The following is a 14,594-nucleotide window of genomic DNA, read 5'->3' as shown; positions in this document are numbered from 1 at the left end:
GACTTGCGCAGACACAGCAGGAGCGCGTGCACGGTCGCGATCGCCACGGTGTCGGCCGTGGCGCTGACGATGGGCCCGACCGGCCCGGCGTCCGCGATATCCGAGCGCGTGGCGGGCGTGGCGGGCGTGGTGGGCGCGACGGGCCTGGCGGGCGTGACCGACGTGGCGGACCCGGCCTACGCGACCGGGGCCGGCAGGGCGGCGGCCCGTCGTATCACCCTCGTCACCGGTGACCGTGTCCTCGTCGACCACGAGGGCCGGGTGCTCGGCATGGAGCGGGCCGAGGGCCGCGCGGGCGTCCCGGTGAAGCTGCGCGAGGCCGACGGCCACACCTATGTGCTGCCGGCCGACGCGGCCCGGCTCATCTCCGCCGGCCGCGTCGACCGGCGCCTGTTCGACGTGACCCTGCTGAACAGGGCGGCGACCCGCGCCTCCCAGAAGCAGGGCCTGAAGCTGATCGTCGGCTACACCGGCAGGGCCGCCGGCGCCCGGGCCGACGTCCGGGACGCGGGCGGCACCAAGGTCCGCCGCACCCTGCGGACGCTGAACGCCGAGGCGCTGCTGACCCCCGGGGACGACGCGGCCGCGCTGTGGAAGGCGGTCACCGACGCCGACGGCACCACCGCCACCGGGGTCGCCCACATCTGGCTCGACGGCGTCCGCAAGGTCAGCCTCGACAGGTCGGTCGCGCAGATCGGCGCCCCGAAGGTGTGGAAGGCAGGCTTCGACGGCAAGGGCGTCACCATCGCCGTACTCGACACGGGCATCGACACGACCCACCCGGACCTCAAGGGCCGGGTCAAGGCCGCCAAGAACTTCTCCGCCTCACCCGACACCACGGACCGGTACGGCCACGGCACCCACGTCGCCTCCATCGCGGCGGGCACCGGAGCCCGCTCCAAGGGCAAGTACAGGGGCGTCGCGCCCCGCGCCGACCTGCTCAACGGCAAGGTGCTCAGTGACGAGGGCTACGGCGACGACTCCGGCATCGTCGCCGGCATGGACTGGGCCGCCGCGCAGGGCGCCGACGTGGTCAACCTCAGCCTGGGCGGCGGCGACACCCCCGAGACCGACCCCATGGAGGCGCAGATCGACAAGCTCTCCGCCGAGAAGGGCATCCTCTTCGTGGTCGCCGCCGGCAACGAGGGCGACTGGGGCGCGGGGACGGTCGGCTCGCCGGGCAGCGCCGCCGCCGCGCTCACCGTCGGCGCGGTCGACGACAGGGACAGGCTCGCCTCGTTCTCCAGCCGGGGCCCCGCCAAGGACGGCCGGATCAAACCCGACGTGACCGCGCCAGGCGTCGCCATCACCGCCGCCGCGGCCCCGGGCAGCGTCATCGAACGGGAGGTCGGCCAGAAACCCAAGGGCTATCTGACGATCTCCGGTACGTCGATGGCGACCCCGCACGTCGCCGGCGCCGCCGCCCTCCTCAAGCAGCGGCACCCGAAGTGGACGTACGCCGAACTGAAGGCGGCCCTGTTCGCGTCCGCCAAGGGGGGCCCGTACACCCCCTTCGAGCAGGGCTCGGGCCGTATCCGCGTCGACCGGGCGGTCAAGCAGAAGATCGTCGCCAAGCCCGTCTCGGTCGACTTCGGCGTCCACCAGTGGCCGCACGCCGACGACGAACCGGTGACCAGGAAGCTCACCTACCGCAACCTCGGCGGCAAGCCCGTCACCCTCCGCCTCGCGGTGACCGGCATCGACCCGAAGGGCGGGCCCGCGCCGGCCGGATTCTTCAGGCTCGGCGCCAGGAAGGTCACCGTCCCGGCCCGCGGCCGGGCCGCCGTCGACCTGATCGTGAACACCAGGCTCGGCGGGAAGCTCGACGGCGCCTACTCCGCGTACGTCACCGCCCAGGGCGGCGGGCAGGGCGTCCGCACGGCGGCGGCCGTCCTGCGCGAGGCGGAGTCGTACGACGTCACGCTGAGGACGGTCGGCCGGGACGGCGGGCCCGCCGTGCACCACGTGCTCGACCTGACCGGAGTCTCCGGGCTCGCCCGGGACCGGTGGTTCACGCCGTACGACCCGGACGGCACGGTCGATCTGCGGGTGCCCGCGGGCGCCTACATCCTCGACGCCGGGATCGTCGTGGACCCGGAGGACTCCACCAAGGGCGTGGACTGGCTGTCCCGGCCGACGCTCACCGTCGACCGGAACATCTCCCTCACCCTGGACGCCCGAACGACGAGGCCCGTGGACATCACCGTGCCCGACACCACCGCCGAACCGGCCCTCGCGGCACCGGAGTTCGCCCTGACGGTGGGCGGGAACGACTACTCCTTCGGCTGGCTCCTCGACACGTACACGGGGTTCGGTACCGCTCACCTGGGCCCGGGGACCCCCGGCGGCAGGCTCACCCAGACCTGGGCCGGCCAGTGGACCGCAGGCGGCACCGCGCAGTACGCCACCGCCGCCGGAGGCGAGGCAGCGAAGCTCGCCACCGGCTACACCCGGCACTGGACGAAGGGCGAGCTGGCCACGGTGCGGGCCGGCCTCGGTGCGTCCAGCTCCGGGAAGAAGGGCGCGGTCCTCGCCTGGGCCCAGCTTCCCGGCGGCTCCGGTTCGCCCGCCGTGGGCGTCCCGCGACCGCTGCCCGGCCGGCACACGCTGTACCTCTCCGCCGCCGACGTGAAGTGGACCCTCGACTTCGAACAGTACGGCGCGCAGGACGAGCAGGGCTTCCCGCTCCTGGACGCGTACTACACGACCGGCGACAGCCGCGCCTACCGGGCGGGCCGGACGTACGCACAGACCTTCAACGTCGGGATCTTCGGCCCGCGGATCGCCGGGACCCACGGCATCCGGCGTGACGGCGCGTACCTGTACGGCATGCTGCCGATGTTCGCCGACGGCCGCGGGCACGCGGGGGCGTCCTTCTACGAGAAGGTGACGACCACGCTGTACCGCGACGGCGAGACGTTCGCCTCGGGCGAGGACGCGCTGGACGGGTCGGGCCAGTTCAAGGTCCCCGCGGGGCGCGCCGCCTACCGTCTGACGACCTCCCTCACCCGGTCCGCCGGCCTGGCCAGGGCCTCGTCCCGGATCGACGCGAGCTGGACCTTCACCTCGGAGAAGACCGCGCGCGACACGAGGCTGCCGGTCTCCACGGTCCGCTTCGGAGCCCCTTTCCTGGGCCTCGACAGCACGGCTCCGGCGGGCGGCAGGGCCACCGTCCGCGTCACCGTGCAGGGTGCCGCCGCCGGCCGGAACCTCGGGTCGCTGTCCGTGTACGTGTCGGACGACGGCTGGAAGTGGACCGAGGTCGTACTCCGGAAGGGCACGTTCACGCACCGGACCCCGGCGGCGGGGAAGAGCGTGTCGCTGCGCGCCGAGGTGACCGACAAGCAGGGCAACACGTCGAAGGTGACGATCCACGACGCGTACGTCGGCAGGTGAGGGGAGTTCATGTGAGCCGATGCCGCCGAGCGCCTCGCGCGCCCGGCGGCTCCGGCGGCTCGCTTCGGCACGTGACCGACGGCGGGTGGGACGCGTGCGACGCACGGTGGCGCCGCGGCTCCGGCTACGGCGCCATCTACGGCGTCACCTTCGGTGTCCGGGTCGCGTCCGCGCCCCAGCTGGCCAGGAGGCGGAGGGCATCGGCGGAGGGGGAGCCCGGTACGGCGTGGTAGGTGATCAGGCTCTGCTCGTGATCGTCGGGCAGCTGCAGCGTCTCGAAGGAGAGGGTCAGGTCACCGACCAGGGGGTGACGCATGCGCTTCACGCCGTGACTCTTCTCCTTCACGTCGTGCGTGGCCCACAGCCGCCGGAACTCCTCGCTTTTCACCGACAGCTCGCCGACCAACGCCGACAGCAGCGGATCGTCCGGATGACAGCCCGCGTCCATCCGCAGGTAGCTGACGATGTCGGTCGCCTTCTGTTCCCAGTCGACGTACAGATCCCGGTAGTCGGGCCGCAGGAACACCATCCGCGCCCAGTTCCGCTCCTGCGCGGGCAGCTCCGACCAGTCCCCGAACACCGCCGCCGCCATCCGGTTCCAGACGAGGATCTCCGCGCGCCGGCCGGTGACGTACGCGGGGATGCCGTCCAGGCTGTCGATCAGCTGCCGCAGGGCGCTGCGCACCTGCTGGGGCCGGGCCGACCGCTTCTTCTTGTGTGCCTTCGGCTTCGCGAGGTGGGTGAGGTGCGCGTGCTCGGCGTCGGTCAGCCGGAGGGCGCGCGCGATGGCGTCGAGCACCTCCGCCGACACGTTGCGCCCGTTGCCCTGCTCCAGCCGTGTGTAGTACGCCACGGACACTCCCGCGAGCTGCGCCAGCTCCTCCCGGCGCAGCCCGGGAACACGCCGGTGCCGCCCGAACGACGGCAGCCCCACGTCCTCCGGCTTCAGCCGGGCCCGCCGGGTGCGCAGGAACTCGCTCAGCTCGGCGCGCCGGTCCAGCGCGCCGGCGGTCCCGGTCTCGCCGGGGGGCGGTTCCTGCGGGGTCTCGGGCTGTTCGTCCATACGGCAAGTATTCACGGTCGTACGCCTGGGAGCCTGACCCCGCCAGTGGTAGGACCGGCGGACGTACGCAAAGCCGTGACCTGGGTGAGCCTCGCGATGTCGGGCAGGCTGACAGTCGTACCCGGCCGGAAGGCAGGCCGGATGCGGACGACGATCAGGAGAATCCCGGCATGACCACCACTGTCGCCGCCTATGCGGCGCCCGCCGCCAAGGCTCCGCTGGAGCGCACCACGATCGAGCGCCGCGAGGTCGGCGAGCACGACGTGCTGATCGACATCAAGTACGCCGGTATCTGCCACTCGGACATCCACCAGGCCCGCGAGGGCTGGGGCGAGGCGATCTTCCCCATGGTCCCCGGCCACGAGATCGCCGGTGTCGTCGAGGCCGTCGGCTCCGGCGTCACCAAGTTCGCCGTCGGCGACAAGGTCGGCGTCGGCTGCATGGTCGACTCCTGCCGGGAGTGCGAGAACTGCCGGGCCGGTCTGGAGCAGTACTGCCTCCAGGGCAACGTCGGCACGTACAACGCCATCGGCAAGGACGGCGAGCCCACCTACGGCGGTTACGCGGAGAAGGTCGTCGTCGACGAGGCCTTCACCCTGCGCATCCCCGACGGCATCGCCCTCGACGAGGCCGCACCCCTGCTGTGCGCCGGTATCACCACGTACTCCCCGCTCCGGCACTGGAACGCCGGCCCCGGCAAGAAGGTCGCCGTCGTCGGTCTCGGCGGCCTCGGTCACATGGGCGTCAAGCTCGCGCACGCGCTCGGCGCCGAGGTGACCGTCCTGTCGCAGTCCCTGCGCAAGAAGGACGACGGCCTGAAGCTGGGCGCCGACCACTACTACGCGACCAGCGACGAGTCGACGTTCAAGGAGCTGGCGGGCACCTTCGACCTGATCCTGTCGACGGTCTCGGCCCCGCTGAACCTGGACGCCTACCTCTCCCTGCTGAAGACCGACGGCGCCTTCGTGAACGTCGGCGCCCCCGAGGAGCCGGTCGCCCTCAACCTCTTCTCGGTCATCGCCGGCCGCAAGACCCTCGCGGGCTCCGGCATCGGCGGCATCCGGGAGACCCAGGAGATGCTCGACTTCTGCGCCGCGCACGGCCTCGGCGCCGAGATCGAGCTGATCCGCGCGGACCAGATCAACGAGGCGTACGAGCGGGTGCTGGCGAGCGACGTCCGCTACCGGTTCGTGATCGACACCTCCACCATCTGAGCGGACCGCCCCCGGGCGAGCGGCGGGCGCGGCCCCTGCTTCCCCGGGGGCTCCCGCCTCCCCGGGGGCACCGCGAGAGAGCCGCCGGGGCGCTCGGACGGGCGCGGAATCGCACGGAACCCTCCCGCGTTGAGGAGGTGGGCAGGGGCCGGCGGTTCGCGGACCGGGCGGCCCGAGGGACCGAGCTGACAGAGAGTGGAGGGGCTCCGATGACTGCGCAGACGCAGAGGGCGGTGCTGGCGGGTGGATGCTTCTGGGGGATGCAGGACCTGATCCGCAAGCTCCCGGGCGTGACGGCGACCCGGGTCGGATACACCGGCGGGGACGTGCCGAACGCGACGTACCGCAACCACGGCACGCACGCGGAGGGCATCGAGATCCTCTTCGACCCGGCGAGGACCGACTACCGCGCACTCCTGGAGTTCTTCTTCCAGATCCACGATCCGAGCACCAGGAACCGCCAGGGCAACGACATCGGTATGAGCTACCGCTCGGCGATCTACTACGTGGACGACGAGCAGAAGCGGATCGCCGAGGACACGATCGCGGACGTGGACGCCTCCGGGCTGTGGCCGGGCAAGGTCGTCACCGAGGTGGAGCCGGCCGGCCCCTTCTGGGAGGCCGAGCCCGAGCACCAGGACTACCTGGAGCGTTACCCGGACGGCTACACCTGCCACTTCCCGCGCCCGGGCTGGCGGCTGCCCGCCCGCTCGCAGGGCTGACGGCGACGGCCGGGCGGCCCGGCGAGGGGCGGTGACCGGGCCCGTCGCCGGCTCAGTCCGTCGCGGCCCCCGCCGCCACCGCCCGCGCCGACGCGTTCCGGATGCGGCAGTAGAACGCGGCCATCGCCTCGCCGTCGCCCGCGTAGCGCCACGGCAGGGCGTTGACGTACCCGTCGACCAGCCTGAACTGTTCGAGCGCGGCGTCGTCGCGGTCCTGCAGCGCGAGGTAGTACGCGAGCAGGTGCCGCAGCTCGGGCAGGCGCGGGTGGCGGGGGTCGGCCGCGGCGGCGTCCGCGAGGCCGGCGTCCACCCGGCCGATCATCCTCGGCGTACGGTCGACGCCGCTGTCGTCCGACGTGTCGTGCTCGAAGTGCGCGATCAGCGGGAACGCGGTGAGCAGGCTGCCCAGCGGTGCCCCGGACGCCGCCCGCTCGGCGAACTCCGCCGCCAGCTCCTGCGAGCCCCGCCACTTCGCACACCAGTACTGCAGCGCCGAGAAGTGGGCCTCGTAGTGGTGCGGGGCCCGGGCGGTGATCTCCGCCCACAGCCGGTCCATCGCGGAGTGCGGGTAGCCGAGCCCGAGCGCCACCCAGATCTCGGTCACGTACGGCGTCGGGTCGTCGGGGCCGAGCGCCGCCGCCCGGCCGATCTCCGCGCGGGAACGTTCCAGCATCCGGTGGAAGCCGCCGAACTGCTCGCCGGTCGTGTACTCGGCCTTCTTCCCGCCGCGCAGGTCCCAGGCCAGGACCACGGTGCTGCGGGCCCGTACGACGGCGGCGTCCGGGTCGTCGGGGCGGTCCGACTCCCAGGCGAGCAGCCAGTCGTCCTCCTTCGCCGCGATCTCGCCCAGCAGGTACGCGGTGAACGACCGGCGTTCCCAGTCCCGGCCGGCGTCGTGCATCAGCTTGGCGGCCGCCTTCCAGTCGCCGCCGCGCACGGCGGCCAGCGCCGGCTCGTGGCCCGGCGGGAGGGGACCCGCGAGCGTGACGTTCTGGCGCTCCGCCGGCAGCAGCCCCAGTGCCTCGGCGGCGCTCCGGCCGGCGTCGGCGTCGGTGGCGGGGGAGAAGAACTCCTTGAGGAAGACCCAGGCCATCCAGAGGCCGAACAGCACGGTCGGGACCGCCAGGACGGCCAGTACCCACAGCAGTACGGTCATCGCGGTGCGTCCGTTCCTCGGGTCGCGGGGCCCTGGGGCGCGGGCAGCAGGGCCCGCAGCGGGCCCGTGTCGGGGTGGTCGGCGACCGCGGCGGCGATCGCGGCGCCCAGGTCGGTCTCGGTGCCGTCCGGCGCGGGCGGCAGCCGCACCACGGCCGGCTCCGACCAGGAGAACTCCCAGCTCAGCCGGGCGCGGGCGCTCAGCTCGGCCAGCACCATGCCCTGCAACGCCTCCGTCAGCGCGGGCCGCACGAACTCGCGAAAGGCCCGGCCCCGCGCCTCGGCCGCCCGGTCCGACAGCGGCAGCCGCCGAGCCAGCTGCCACAGCTGCCCGTCGTCGATCACCTTCAGGAGCGCGGCCAGGGACGGGTGGCCCTGGGTGTACATCGCCAGCGCCCGGTGCAGCGCGGTGTCGAGGGAGGCGAGGTTCGCGGCCATCGAACCGTCGAGCAGTTCCTGCCAGCCGCCGGTGCGCCGGAACCGCAGGACGTCCTCGGTGAGGACCGCGTCCTCCAGCGCCGCCAGGGTCCGGTCGGGGTCGGCGAGCAGACCGAGCGCCGGGCCCCGGGCCTCGTCCGCGCGGCCGTCGGCGGGCAGCGCCTCGATCCGCCCGACCCGGTCGGCGATGGGCGGGTGCGAGTCGTACGGCGAGGCCGGCTCGGTGGGCAACTCGGTGCGCAGGCCGACCAGTTCGAGCTGGCGGGCGGAGAGCATCCGCCCGTAGCCGCCGAAGAACTCGCCGCGCGGCGGGAGCAGCCGGGCCTCGGCGCCGAGCGTGGCGTAGCTGTTCGTGTAGAAGCCGAACGCGGCGTCCAGCGCCGGTATCTCGCGCAGCGCCGACGCGGCGGCGTCGCGGCCGGCGATCCGGGCGGCCGCGGCGTCGGCGGCGTACTCCTGGCGGCGCGAACTCGTCAGCGTGGCGCGGATGTACAGCTTGGCGTAGCCGATGTAGATCCACGCCATCGCGCGGTACGTGATGCCCGCGCCCGCCGTGTCGATCTCCTTGGTCTTCTTCCCCTTGGCCGCGGCCTTGGCGTTCTTCTTCTCCAGCCGGACCCGCTCGCGTCCCGCCGTCCGGTCGGCGCGTTCCTCGAAGTGCCCGATGGTGCGCAGTACCTGGGCCCGGCCGCGGGCGGTGATCGCGGCGAGCCGGGTGTCCGCGTTCGAGTAGTGCCCCAGCTCATGGGCGAGGACCGCGCGCAGCTGCGCCTCGGTCAGGCCCTGGGCCAGCGGGACGCCGAGGTAGAGATGGCGCGCACCGGCCAGCAGGCCGAGCAGCCGGGCGTCCTCGCTGACGGCGGCGTTGACGTCGGCCGTCAGGACGATCCGGGAGGGCGCCCGGGTGCCGACCGCCTCGGCCAGGTCGCGGACAGCACGCCACAGTCCTGGCTCCTCGGCCTCCGTCACCGCCAGGCCCGGCGGATCCTCGCCCTTCGGCGTCCGCAGCATGAACAGCCCGCGGACCAGCGGGATCGCCAGCAGTACGGAGACCACGTAGAGCTTGGCGGCGACACCGGACGGAGCGTGCAGATGGAGCAGGTAGTCGGCGCCGGCGAGCGCCGCCAGCAGGAGCACGCCGAGCAGATGGAAGCCGGCGAGCAGCACGAGGGCGCGCAGTGCGCGCAGGGTCGCGCCCATTGGGCAGAGGTCCCCCCACGGGAAAGATCGCGAACGATCGGTTACGCGGTGAAACTGGCCAAAAGTGGACGAGCTAGGGCGTGTCCATGACCAAAAGGTGTGAGGGGCGGAGTATTTCGCACGGATGTGCGGGGTCGCAAGGTTTTACTGATCTGCCGGAACCCGGCGGCGTCGCCTCAGTGCGGCAGCGTCGCGGGACTCCCCCCGTTCGCCTCGTAGCCCGCCACCGCCAGGGCACGGTATATCGCGTAGTCCGCGGCCGGGTCGGAGGTGAGGGTCCAGGGCAGGGCGCCCACGTGACCGTCGACGTGCACGAGCTGGTCCATGGCCTCGGACCAGCGCTCGGAGCGGACCAGGAAGAAGACCAGCAGATGACGGACATGGGCCAGCATCGGGTCGTCCGGCCGCGCCGCGTGCACCGCGAACAGGGCCCCGTGGACCGCCTTGGTGACGACCTCGCTCTGGTAGAAGCCCTGCACCAGGTTCACCTCGGGCAGGTGCTCGAAGACCGCGAAGAGCGGCATGGCGGCCAGCAGCGACCCCTGCCGGGCCCGGGCCGCCGCCGACTCGGCGAAGGAGTACGCCAGCTCCCGCGAGCCGTGCCACTTCTCGCACCAGTAGTGCAGGGCCGCGAAGTGCGCGCCCATGTGGTCCGGGGCGCGGTCCAGGATCTTCAGCCAGAGCTGCTCGAACTCCGCCCGGGAGTACGCCAGCCCGCGCGCCACCGACAGTTCGATGATGTACGGGACCGGGTCACCCGGCGCCAGCAGCGCCGCGTCACCGCACGCCGCTCTCGCCTCCTCCATGATGATCCGGAAGTCGTCCGTGCCGGGCGTCGACGTCCGCCATGCCTGCTGCACCAGGAACTCCGCGTGCACCGCCGCGCCGCCCGCGTCCTTCGGCGCCTCCGCGCGCCACACCCGCAGCCACTGCCCGCCGGGCGTCTCACCCACCCCGCCGGGCCGCTGCGCCAGCTCCAGGGCCGCCGCACCCGCGAACGCCTGCACCCGCTGCCACCGGACCTCGCCGGCTGCCTCCGTACCCGCCAGCAGTTGCTTGGCCGCCCGGTAGTCATGGGAGCGCTGCACCACGTCCAGCACGTCCAACAGATCCTGGTCGGGGCCCGGCATCCGCACGTCCAGCAGCTCCTGTCGCACGAACCCGTAGTCCGCCGGGTCCGCCGCGTCCGGGTGCCCCGCCTCCACCTGCTGAATACCGGCCCTGCGACGCGCCAGGACCGGCCACATCACGAAGCCGATCATGAACATCGCCATCAGGACCCAGAGAATCTCCATGCCACAAGGGTTCCAGACCCGGCCGGCAATTGCCCAACCCGCCCGGCCCCCTGTGGACAACTCCCGTCGCCGCACCGCCCCCGGCGGAGCCGCCGGACACGAGGCGCCCAGAAACCCCGCGACCGCTTACGCTCGGTACCCATGAGCGACAGCCACACCAGCCAGCACTTCGAGACCCTCGCGATCCACGCGGGCAACACCGCGGATCCCCTCACCGGCGCGGTCGTCCCGCCGATCTACCAGGTCTCGACCTACAAGCAGGACGGCGTAGGGGGCCTGCGCGGCGGCTACGAGTACAGCCGCAGCGCCAACCCCACCCGCACCGCGCTGGAGGAGAACCTCGCCGCCCTGGAGGGCGGCCGCCGCGGCCTCGCGTTCGCGTCCGGCCTGGCAGCCGAGGACTGCCTGCTGCGTACGCTGCTCGGCCCCGGCGATCACGTGGTCATCCCCAACGACGCCTACGGCGGCACCTTCCGCCTCTTCGCCAAGGTCGTCTCCCGGTGGGGCGTGGACTGGTCGGTGGCCGACACCGCCGACCCCGCCGCCGTACGGGCCGCCCTCACCCCGAGGACGAAGGTCGTCTGGGTGGAGACCCCCTCCAACCCGTTGCTCGGGATCACCGACATCCCGGCCGTCGCCCAGATCGCCCGCGAGGCCGGCGCGAAACTGGTCGTGGACAACACCTTCGCCACCCCCTACCTCCAGCAGCCGCTCGCGCTCGGCGCGGACGTCGTCGTGCACTCGCTCACCAAGTACATGGGCGGCCACTCCGACGTCGTCGGCGGCGCGCTGATCGTCGGTGACCAGGAACTCGGCGAGGAGCTGGCCTACCACCAGAACGCGATGGGCGCCGTCGCCGGCCCCTTCGACTCCTGGCTGGTGCTGCGCGGCACCAAGACCCTCGCCGTCCGCATGGACCGGCACAGCGAGAACGCCACCAAGGTCGCCGACATGCTCACCCGGCACGCGCGCGTGTCGAGCGTGCTCTACCCGGGGCTGCCCGAGCACCCCGGGCACGAGGTCGCCGCCAAGCAGATGAAGGCGTTCGGCGGCATGGTCTCGTTCCGGGTCAGCGGCGGCGAGGAGGCGGCCGTCGAGGTCTGCAACCGGGCCCGGGTGTTCACCCTCGGCGAGTCCCTGGGCGGCGTGGAGTCCCTGATCGAGCACCCGGGGCGCATGACGCATGCCTCGGCGGCCGGTTCGGCCCTGGAGGTCCCCGCCGACCTCGTCCGCCTCTCCGTGGGCATCGAGAACGTCGACGACCTGCTGGAGGACCTGCAGCAGGCCCTGGGCTAGGCCCAGTCCCGGGCACTCACCAGCCCGTCACGGGTGGGGTCGTCGTCGACGGCGGCTCCACCCAGGGACGGACCGTCAGCGCCCACACGGTGAACGCGACAACGGCGGCCGCCAGCACCAGCCACAGCACGTGCCGGGCCATTGTCCGGCGCCGCAGCAGGCGCCCGCCGCGCCGTACCGCCGCCGCGCACAGATCGGGCGGCACCTGCACCGACCCCCGCTCCAGGATCTGCCGTACGGCCGACTCACGGTTGCGCAGACTCATGACGGAGCCACCTCCACCACCTTCTTGGCGGCCGCCTCGCGCGGGGGATGCAGGAGCGTCGCCATCGCGCGCAGACAGATCGACGTCACGCGCTCCACGGGCAGCCCGAGCAGCGCCGCCGTCTGCTCCGCGGCGACCCCCTCGTGGAGCCGCAGGACGAGGACCAGCCGCTCCTGCGGGCCGAGAACGGCCAGGACCCCGCCGGGCGGCGGACGGAAGAGGCCGTGGTGATGCCACGCCCCGCGCGCGAAGCGGACGGCCAGCCGCTGCCGGGTCAGGTCATAGGGGTCCTCGCCGCGCAGCCGGTCCCAGCCGGCGTACGTATGGGCGAGGGCGTGCGTCAGCAGCCGCCGCGCGCGCGGGTTGTCGTCCGGCGGCTCCGCCGTGAGCAGCGTGGCGGTCCGCAGCAGCCGCCCCGCCGCACCCGCGACGAACGCCTCGAACTCCCTTGCCCGGCGGGCGTCCTGAGCCACCTGCCGATCTCGCACCACGCCTCCCGCCTGAGGCCGATCCTGAAGGGAACGGGGCCCGTGTGGCTTCGTCCGCCGTGTACGACGAGCCCGGTCTCATATGAGGCCAGGAGCGGGGGCGCGGTCAAGAGTCAGGAGGCCGACGGTGCCTCCGGCGCCGCGGCCATGCGGGACGAGAGGGCGGTGTTGAAACGGGTGAGGAGGGAGCAGAAGGCCTCACGCTCCTCGGGGGCCCAGTCCTGCGTGAGTTCGGCCATCAGCCGACGCCTGGAGGAACGTACCTCCTCAAGGCGGGACAGCCCGCGCGGCGACAGCTGCAGCACCACCGCCCGGCCGTCCTCCGGGTGCGAGGTCCGCTTGACGAGTCCGGTGTCCACGAGCGGCGCCACCTGGCGGGTGACCGTCGAGGAGTCGATCCCCATGCTCGCCGCGAGCGCCTTGACGCCCATCGGCCCCTCCTTGTCGAGGCGGTTGAGCAGCAGGTAGGCGGCACGGTCCATGGAGTTGCGCACCTGCCCCACGCCGCCGAGCCGGGTCTGTTCGGCACGGCGTGCGAACACCGCGACCTCGTGCTGCAGCGTGTCGAGAAGACCGTTCTCACCGACGGTCGTCATGTCCATCGACATTTCAGGTGTTGTGGGCATGGCCAAAGGCTCAATTCATGCGTGGGGCGCTGGGTTGGGGGACAGAGTACGCGGACCGGGCGTGGGGTGTACGGGCCCCGGTGAAACCCGGTCCCGCCCCTTGGTCACACCCGCGTTCGGGCCCTGTGAACTGCGAGACTGTGGTCATGAGCTACAGCACGGCTGACTCCTTTCCGCGCGTGACGATCGACGACGTGCGGGGCGCGCAGAAGATGCTTACGGGCGTTTCACGTGTCACCGCCATGGAGGGCAGCAGGCATCTGACGCAGCTCGTCGGCGCGCCGGTGCACCTCAAGTGCGAGAACCTCCAGCGGACCGGGTCCTTCAAACTGCGGGGCGCGTACGTCCGTATCGCGGGCCTGCTGCCCGAGGAACGTGCCGCCGGTGTCGTCGCCGCGAGCGCCGGCAACCACGCCCAGGGCGTCGCCCTCGCCTCCTCGCTGCTCGGCGTGCGCTCCACGGTCTTCATGCCCAAGGGCGCCCCGTTGCCGAAGATCAGCGCGACCGAGGAGTACGGCGCCGAGGTGCGGCTGCACGGCACGGTGGTCGACGAGACGCTGACCGCCGCCCAGGAGTACGCGGCAGAGACGGGCGCGGTGTTCATCCACCCGTTCGATCACCATGACGTCATCGCTGGTCAGGGCACGGTGGGCCTGGAGATCCTGGAACAGTGCCCCGAGGTGCGCACGATCGTCGTCGGGGTCGGCGGCGGCGGGCTCGCGGCGGGCATCGCGGTCGCCGTGAAGGGGCTGCGCCCGGACGTGCGCGTTGTCGGCGTCCAGGCGGAGGGCGCGGCCGCGTACCCGCCCTCGCTGGCCGCCGGGCTCCCCCTGGCGGTGCCGAACCCGGCGACGATGGCTGACGGCATCAAGGTCGGACGCCCCGGCGACGTGCCGTTCGGCATCGTCGCCGAACTGGTCGACGAGGTCCGCACGGTCTCGGAGTACGACCTCTCCAGCGCCCTGCTGCTCTGCCTGGAGCGGGCCAAACTGGTCGTGGAACCGGCCGGCGCCAGCCCCGTCGCCGCCCTGCTGCGCGACCCGGAATCCTTCGAGGGTCCGGTCGTCGCGGTGCTCTCCGGCGGCAACGTCGACCCGCTGCTGATGCAGCGCATCCTGCGGCACGGCATGGCCGCCGGCGGCCGCTACCTGCAGGTTCGCCTCCGCCTGACCGACCGCCCCGGTGCCCTCGCGACCCTTCTCGGGGTGCTGTCGGTGGTCGACGCCAACGTCCTCGACGTGAGCCACGTCCGCACCGACCCCCGGCTCGGGCTCACGGAGGTCGAGGTCGAACTGCACCTGGAGACGAGGGGGCCGACGCACTGCGCCGAGGTCGACCACGCTCTGCGCGAGGCGGGATACATCGTCATCGACTGAGGTCCGTCGCGCCCTCGGCAGACCGTCCGTCACTCGTTCGGGAAAGTCCATTGAGAGACG

General features: G+C 72.7%; 12 protein-coding genes. 5 read left to right on the top strand and 7 right to left on the bottom strand.

The window, feature by feature from the left end:
- Nucleotides 1–3 precede the first annotated feature (3 nt).
- Nucleotides 4–3,396 (top strand): S8 family peptidase, encoded by a 3,393-nt coding sequence (locus tag ACFU5F_RS11960; RefSeq protein WP_383885509.1) that lies wholly within the window; start codon nucleotides 4–6, stop codon nucleotides 3,394–3,396.
- A gap of 136 nt (nucleotides 3,397–3,532) precedes the next feature.
- On the opposite strand, the gene ACFU5F_RS11955 is transcribed toward ACFU5F_RS11960, so the two are convergent.
- Nucleotides 3,533–4,459 carry a helix-turn-helix domain-containing protein gene (locus tag ACFU5F_RS11955; RefSeq protein ID WP_383885508.1) on the bottom strand — a complete coding sequence of 309 codons (927 nt, stop codon included), beginning with the start codon at nucleotides 4,457–4,459 and terminating at the stop codon, nucleotides 3,533–3,535.
- Nucleotides 4,460–4,629: 170 nt separating this feature from the next.
- Here ACFU5F_RS11955 and ACFU5F_RS11950 point away from each other — a divergent pair, with 170 nt between their 5' ends.
- On the top strand, nucleotides 4,630–5,673 hold the full coding sequence (locus ACFU5F_RS11950) for an NAD(P)-dependent alcohol dehydrogenase (protein WP_383885506.1): 1,044 nt from the start codon (nucleotides 4,630–4,632) through the stop codon (nucleotides 5,671–5,673).
- A 209-nt stretch (nucleotides 5,674–5,882) separates the two neighbouring features.
- Nucleotides 5,883–6,395 (top strand): peptide-methionine (S)-S-oxide reductase MsrA, encoded by a 513-nt coding sequence (gene msrA, locus ACFU5F_RS11945; RefSeq protein WP_383885504.1) that lies wholly within the window; start codon nucleotides 5,883–5,885, stop codon nucleotides 6,393–6,395.
- 52 nt (nucleotides 6,396–6,447) lie between these two features.
- On the opposite strand, the gene ACFU5F_RS11940 is transcribed toward msrA, so the two are convergent.
- The 3 genes from ACFU5F_RS11940 to ACFU5F_RS11930 form a co-directional block, all read right to left on the bottom strand.
- The gene (locus tag ACFU5F_RS11940) at nucleotides 6,448–7,551 is read right to left on the bottom strand and encodes a hypothetical protein (protein ID WP_383885501.1); all 1,104 of its coding nucleotides are present in this window, start codon (nucleotides 7,549–7,551) and stop codon (nucleotides 6,448–6,450) included.
- Nucleotides 7,548–9,188: a M48 family metallopeptidase gene (locus ACFU5F_RS11935; RefSeq protein WP_383885499.1), complete on the bottom strand. Its 1,641-nt coding sequence runs from the start codon at nucleotides 9,186–9,188 to the stop codon at nucleotides 7,548–7,550. The genes ACFU5F_RS11940 and ACFU5F_RS11935 overlap by 4 nt, the downstream gene beginning before the upstream one ends.
- Before the next feature lie 176 nt (nucleotides 9,189–9,364).
- Complete coding sequence (locus ACFU5F_RS11930) at nucleotides 9,365–10,483, bottom strand: hypothetical protein (protein WP_383885497.1); 1,119 nt, start codon at nucleotides 10,481–10,483, stop codon at nucleotides 9,365–9,367.
- A 141-nt stretch (nucleotides 10,484–10,624) separates the two neighbouring features.
- Here ACFU5F_RS11930 and ACFU5F_RS11925 point away from each other — a divergent pair, with 141 nt between their 5' ends.
- Nucleotides 10,625–11,779, top strand: a complete 1,155-nt coding sequence (locus ACFU5F_RS11925) for a cystathionine gamma-synthase (protein ID WP_383885495.1) — start codon at nucleotides 10,625–10,627, stop codon at nucleotides 11,777–11,779.
- Nucleotides 11,780–11,795: 16 nt separating this feature from the next.
- On the opposite strand, the gene ACFU5F_RS11920 is transcribed toward ACFU5F_RS11925, so the two are convergent.
- The 3 genes from ACFU5F_RS11920 to ACFU5F_RS11910 all read right to left on the bottom strand — a co-directional run bounded on the left by ACFU5F_RS11920 (nucleotide 11,796) and on the right by ACFU5F_RS11910 (nucleotide 13,140).
- On the bottom strand, nucleotides 11,796–12,044 hold the full coding sequence (locus ACFU5F_RS11920) for a hypothetical protein (protein WP_383885491.1): 249 nt from the start codon (nucleotides 12,042–12,044) through the stop codon (nucleotides 11,796–11,798).
- A complete protein-coding gene (locus ACFU5F_RS11915) occupies nucleotides 12,041–12,532 on the bottom strand; it encodes a sigma factor-like helix-turn-helix DNA-binding protein (protein ID WP_383885488.1) in 492 nt (163 codons plus the stop codon). Before ACFU5F_RS11915 ends, ACFU5F_RS11920 begins: the two co-directional genes overlap by 4 nt.
- A 113-nt stretch (nucleotides 12,533–12,645) precedes the next feature.
- Entirely contained in the window at nucleotides 12,646–13,140 is a 495-nt protein-coding gene (locus tag ACFU5F_RS11910) for a MarR family winged helix-turn-helix transcriptional regulator (protein ID WP_383885599.1), read from the bottom strand.
- 164 nt (nucleotides 13,141–13,304) lie between these two features.
- On the opposite strand from ACFU5F_RS11910, the gene ilvA reads away from it, so the two are divergent.
- The gene (gene ilvA, locus ACFU5F_RS11905) at nucleotides 13,305–14,534 is read left to right on the top strand and encodes a threonine ammonia-lyase (RefSeq protein ID WP_383885485.1); all 1,230 of its coding nucleotides are present in this window, start codon (nucleotides 13,305–13,307) and stop codon (nucleotides 14,532–14,534) included.
- The last annotated feature ends 60 nt before the right edge of the window (nucleotides 14,535–14,594 follow it).

The organism is Streptomyces sp. NPDC057438 (assembly GCF_042802995.1).
Taxonomy (GTDB): domain Bacteria; phylum Actinomycetota; class Actinomycetes; order Streptomycetales; family Streptomycetaceae; genus Streptomyces.
The sequence above is the reverse complement of the archived record's forward strand: the minus strand, read 5'-3'. Positions and strand labels throughout refer to the sequence as shown.

Excerpts from the sequence above, each read along its gene's own strand:
- ACFU5F_RS11955 (WP_383885508.1), bottom strand. The coding sequence starts at position 4,459 with ATGGACGAACAGCCCGAGACCCCGCAGGAACCGCCCCCCGGCGAGACC.
- ACFU5F_RS11950 (WP_383885506.1), top strand. The coding sequence starts at position 4,630 with ATGACCACCACTGTCGCCGCCTATGCGGCGCCCGCCGCCAAGGCTCCG.
- msrA (WP_383885504.1), top strand. The coding sequence starts at position 5,883 with ATGACTGCGCAGACGCAGAGGGCGGTGCTGGCGGGTGGATGCTTCTGG.
- ACFU5F_RS11940 (WP_383885501.1), bottom strand. The coding sequence starts at position 7,551 with ATGACCGTACTGCTGTGGGTACTGGCCGTCCTGGCGGTCCCGACCGTG.
- ACFU5F_RS11935 (WP_383885499.1), bottom strand. The coding sequence starts at position 9,188 with ATGGGCGCGACCCTGCGCGCACTGCGCGCCCTCGTGCTGCTCGCCGGC.
- ACFU5F_RS11930 (WP_383885497.1), bottom strand. The coding sequence starts at position 10,483 with ATGGAGATTCTCTGGGTCCTGATGGCGATGTTCATGATCGGCTTCGTG.
- ACFU5F_RS11925 (WP_383885495.1), top strand. The coding sequence starts at position 10,625 with ATGAGCGACAGCCACACCAGCCAGCACTTCGAGACCCTCGCGATCCAC.
- ACFU5F_RS11920 (WP_383885491.1), bottom strand. The coding sequence starts at position 12,044 with ATGAGTCTGCGCAACCGTGAGTCGGCCGTACGGCAGATCCTGGAGCGG.
- ACFU5F_RS11910 (WP_383885599.1), bottom strand. The coding sequence starts at position 13,140 with ATGTCGATGGACATGACGACCGTCGGTGAGAACGGTCTTCTCGACACG.
- ilvA (WP_383885485.1), top strand. The coding sequence starts at position 13,305 with ATGAGCTACAGCACGGCTGACTCCTTTCCGCGCGTGACGATCGACGAC.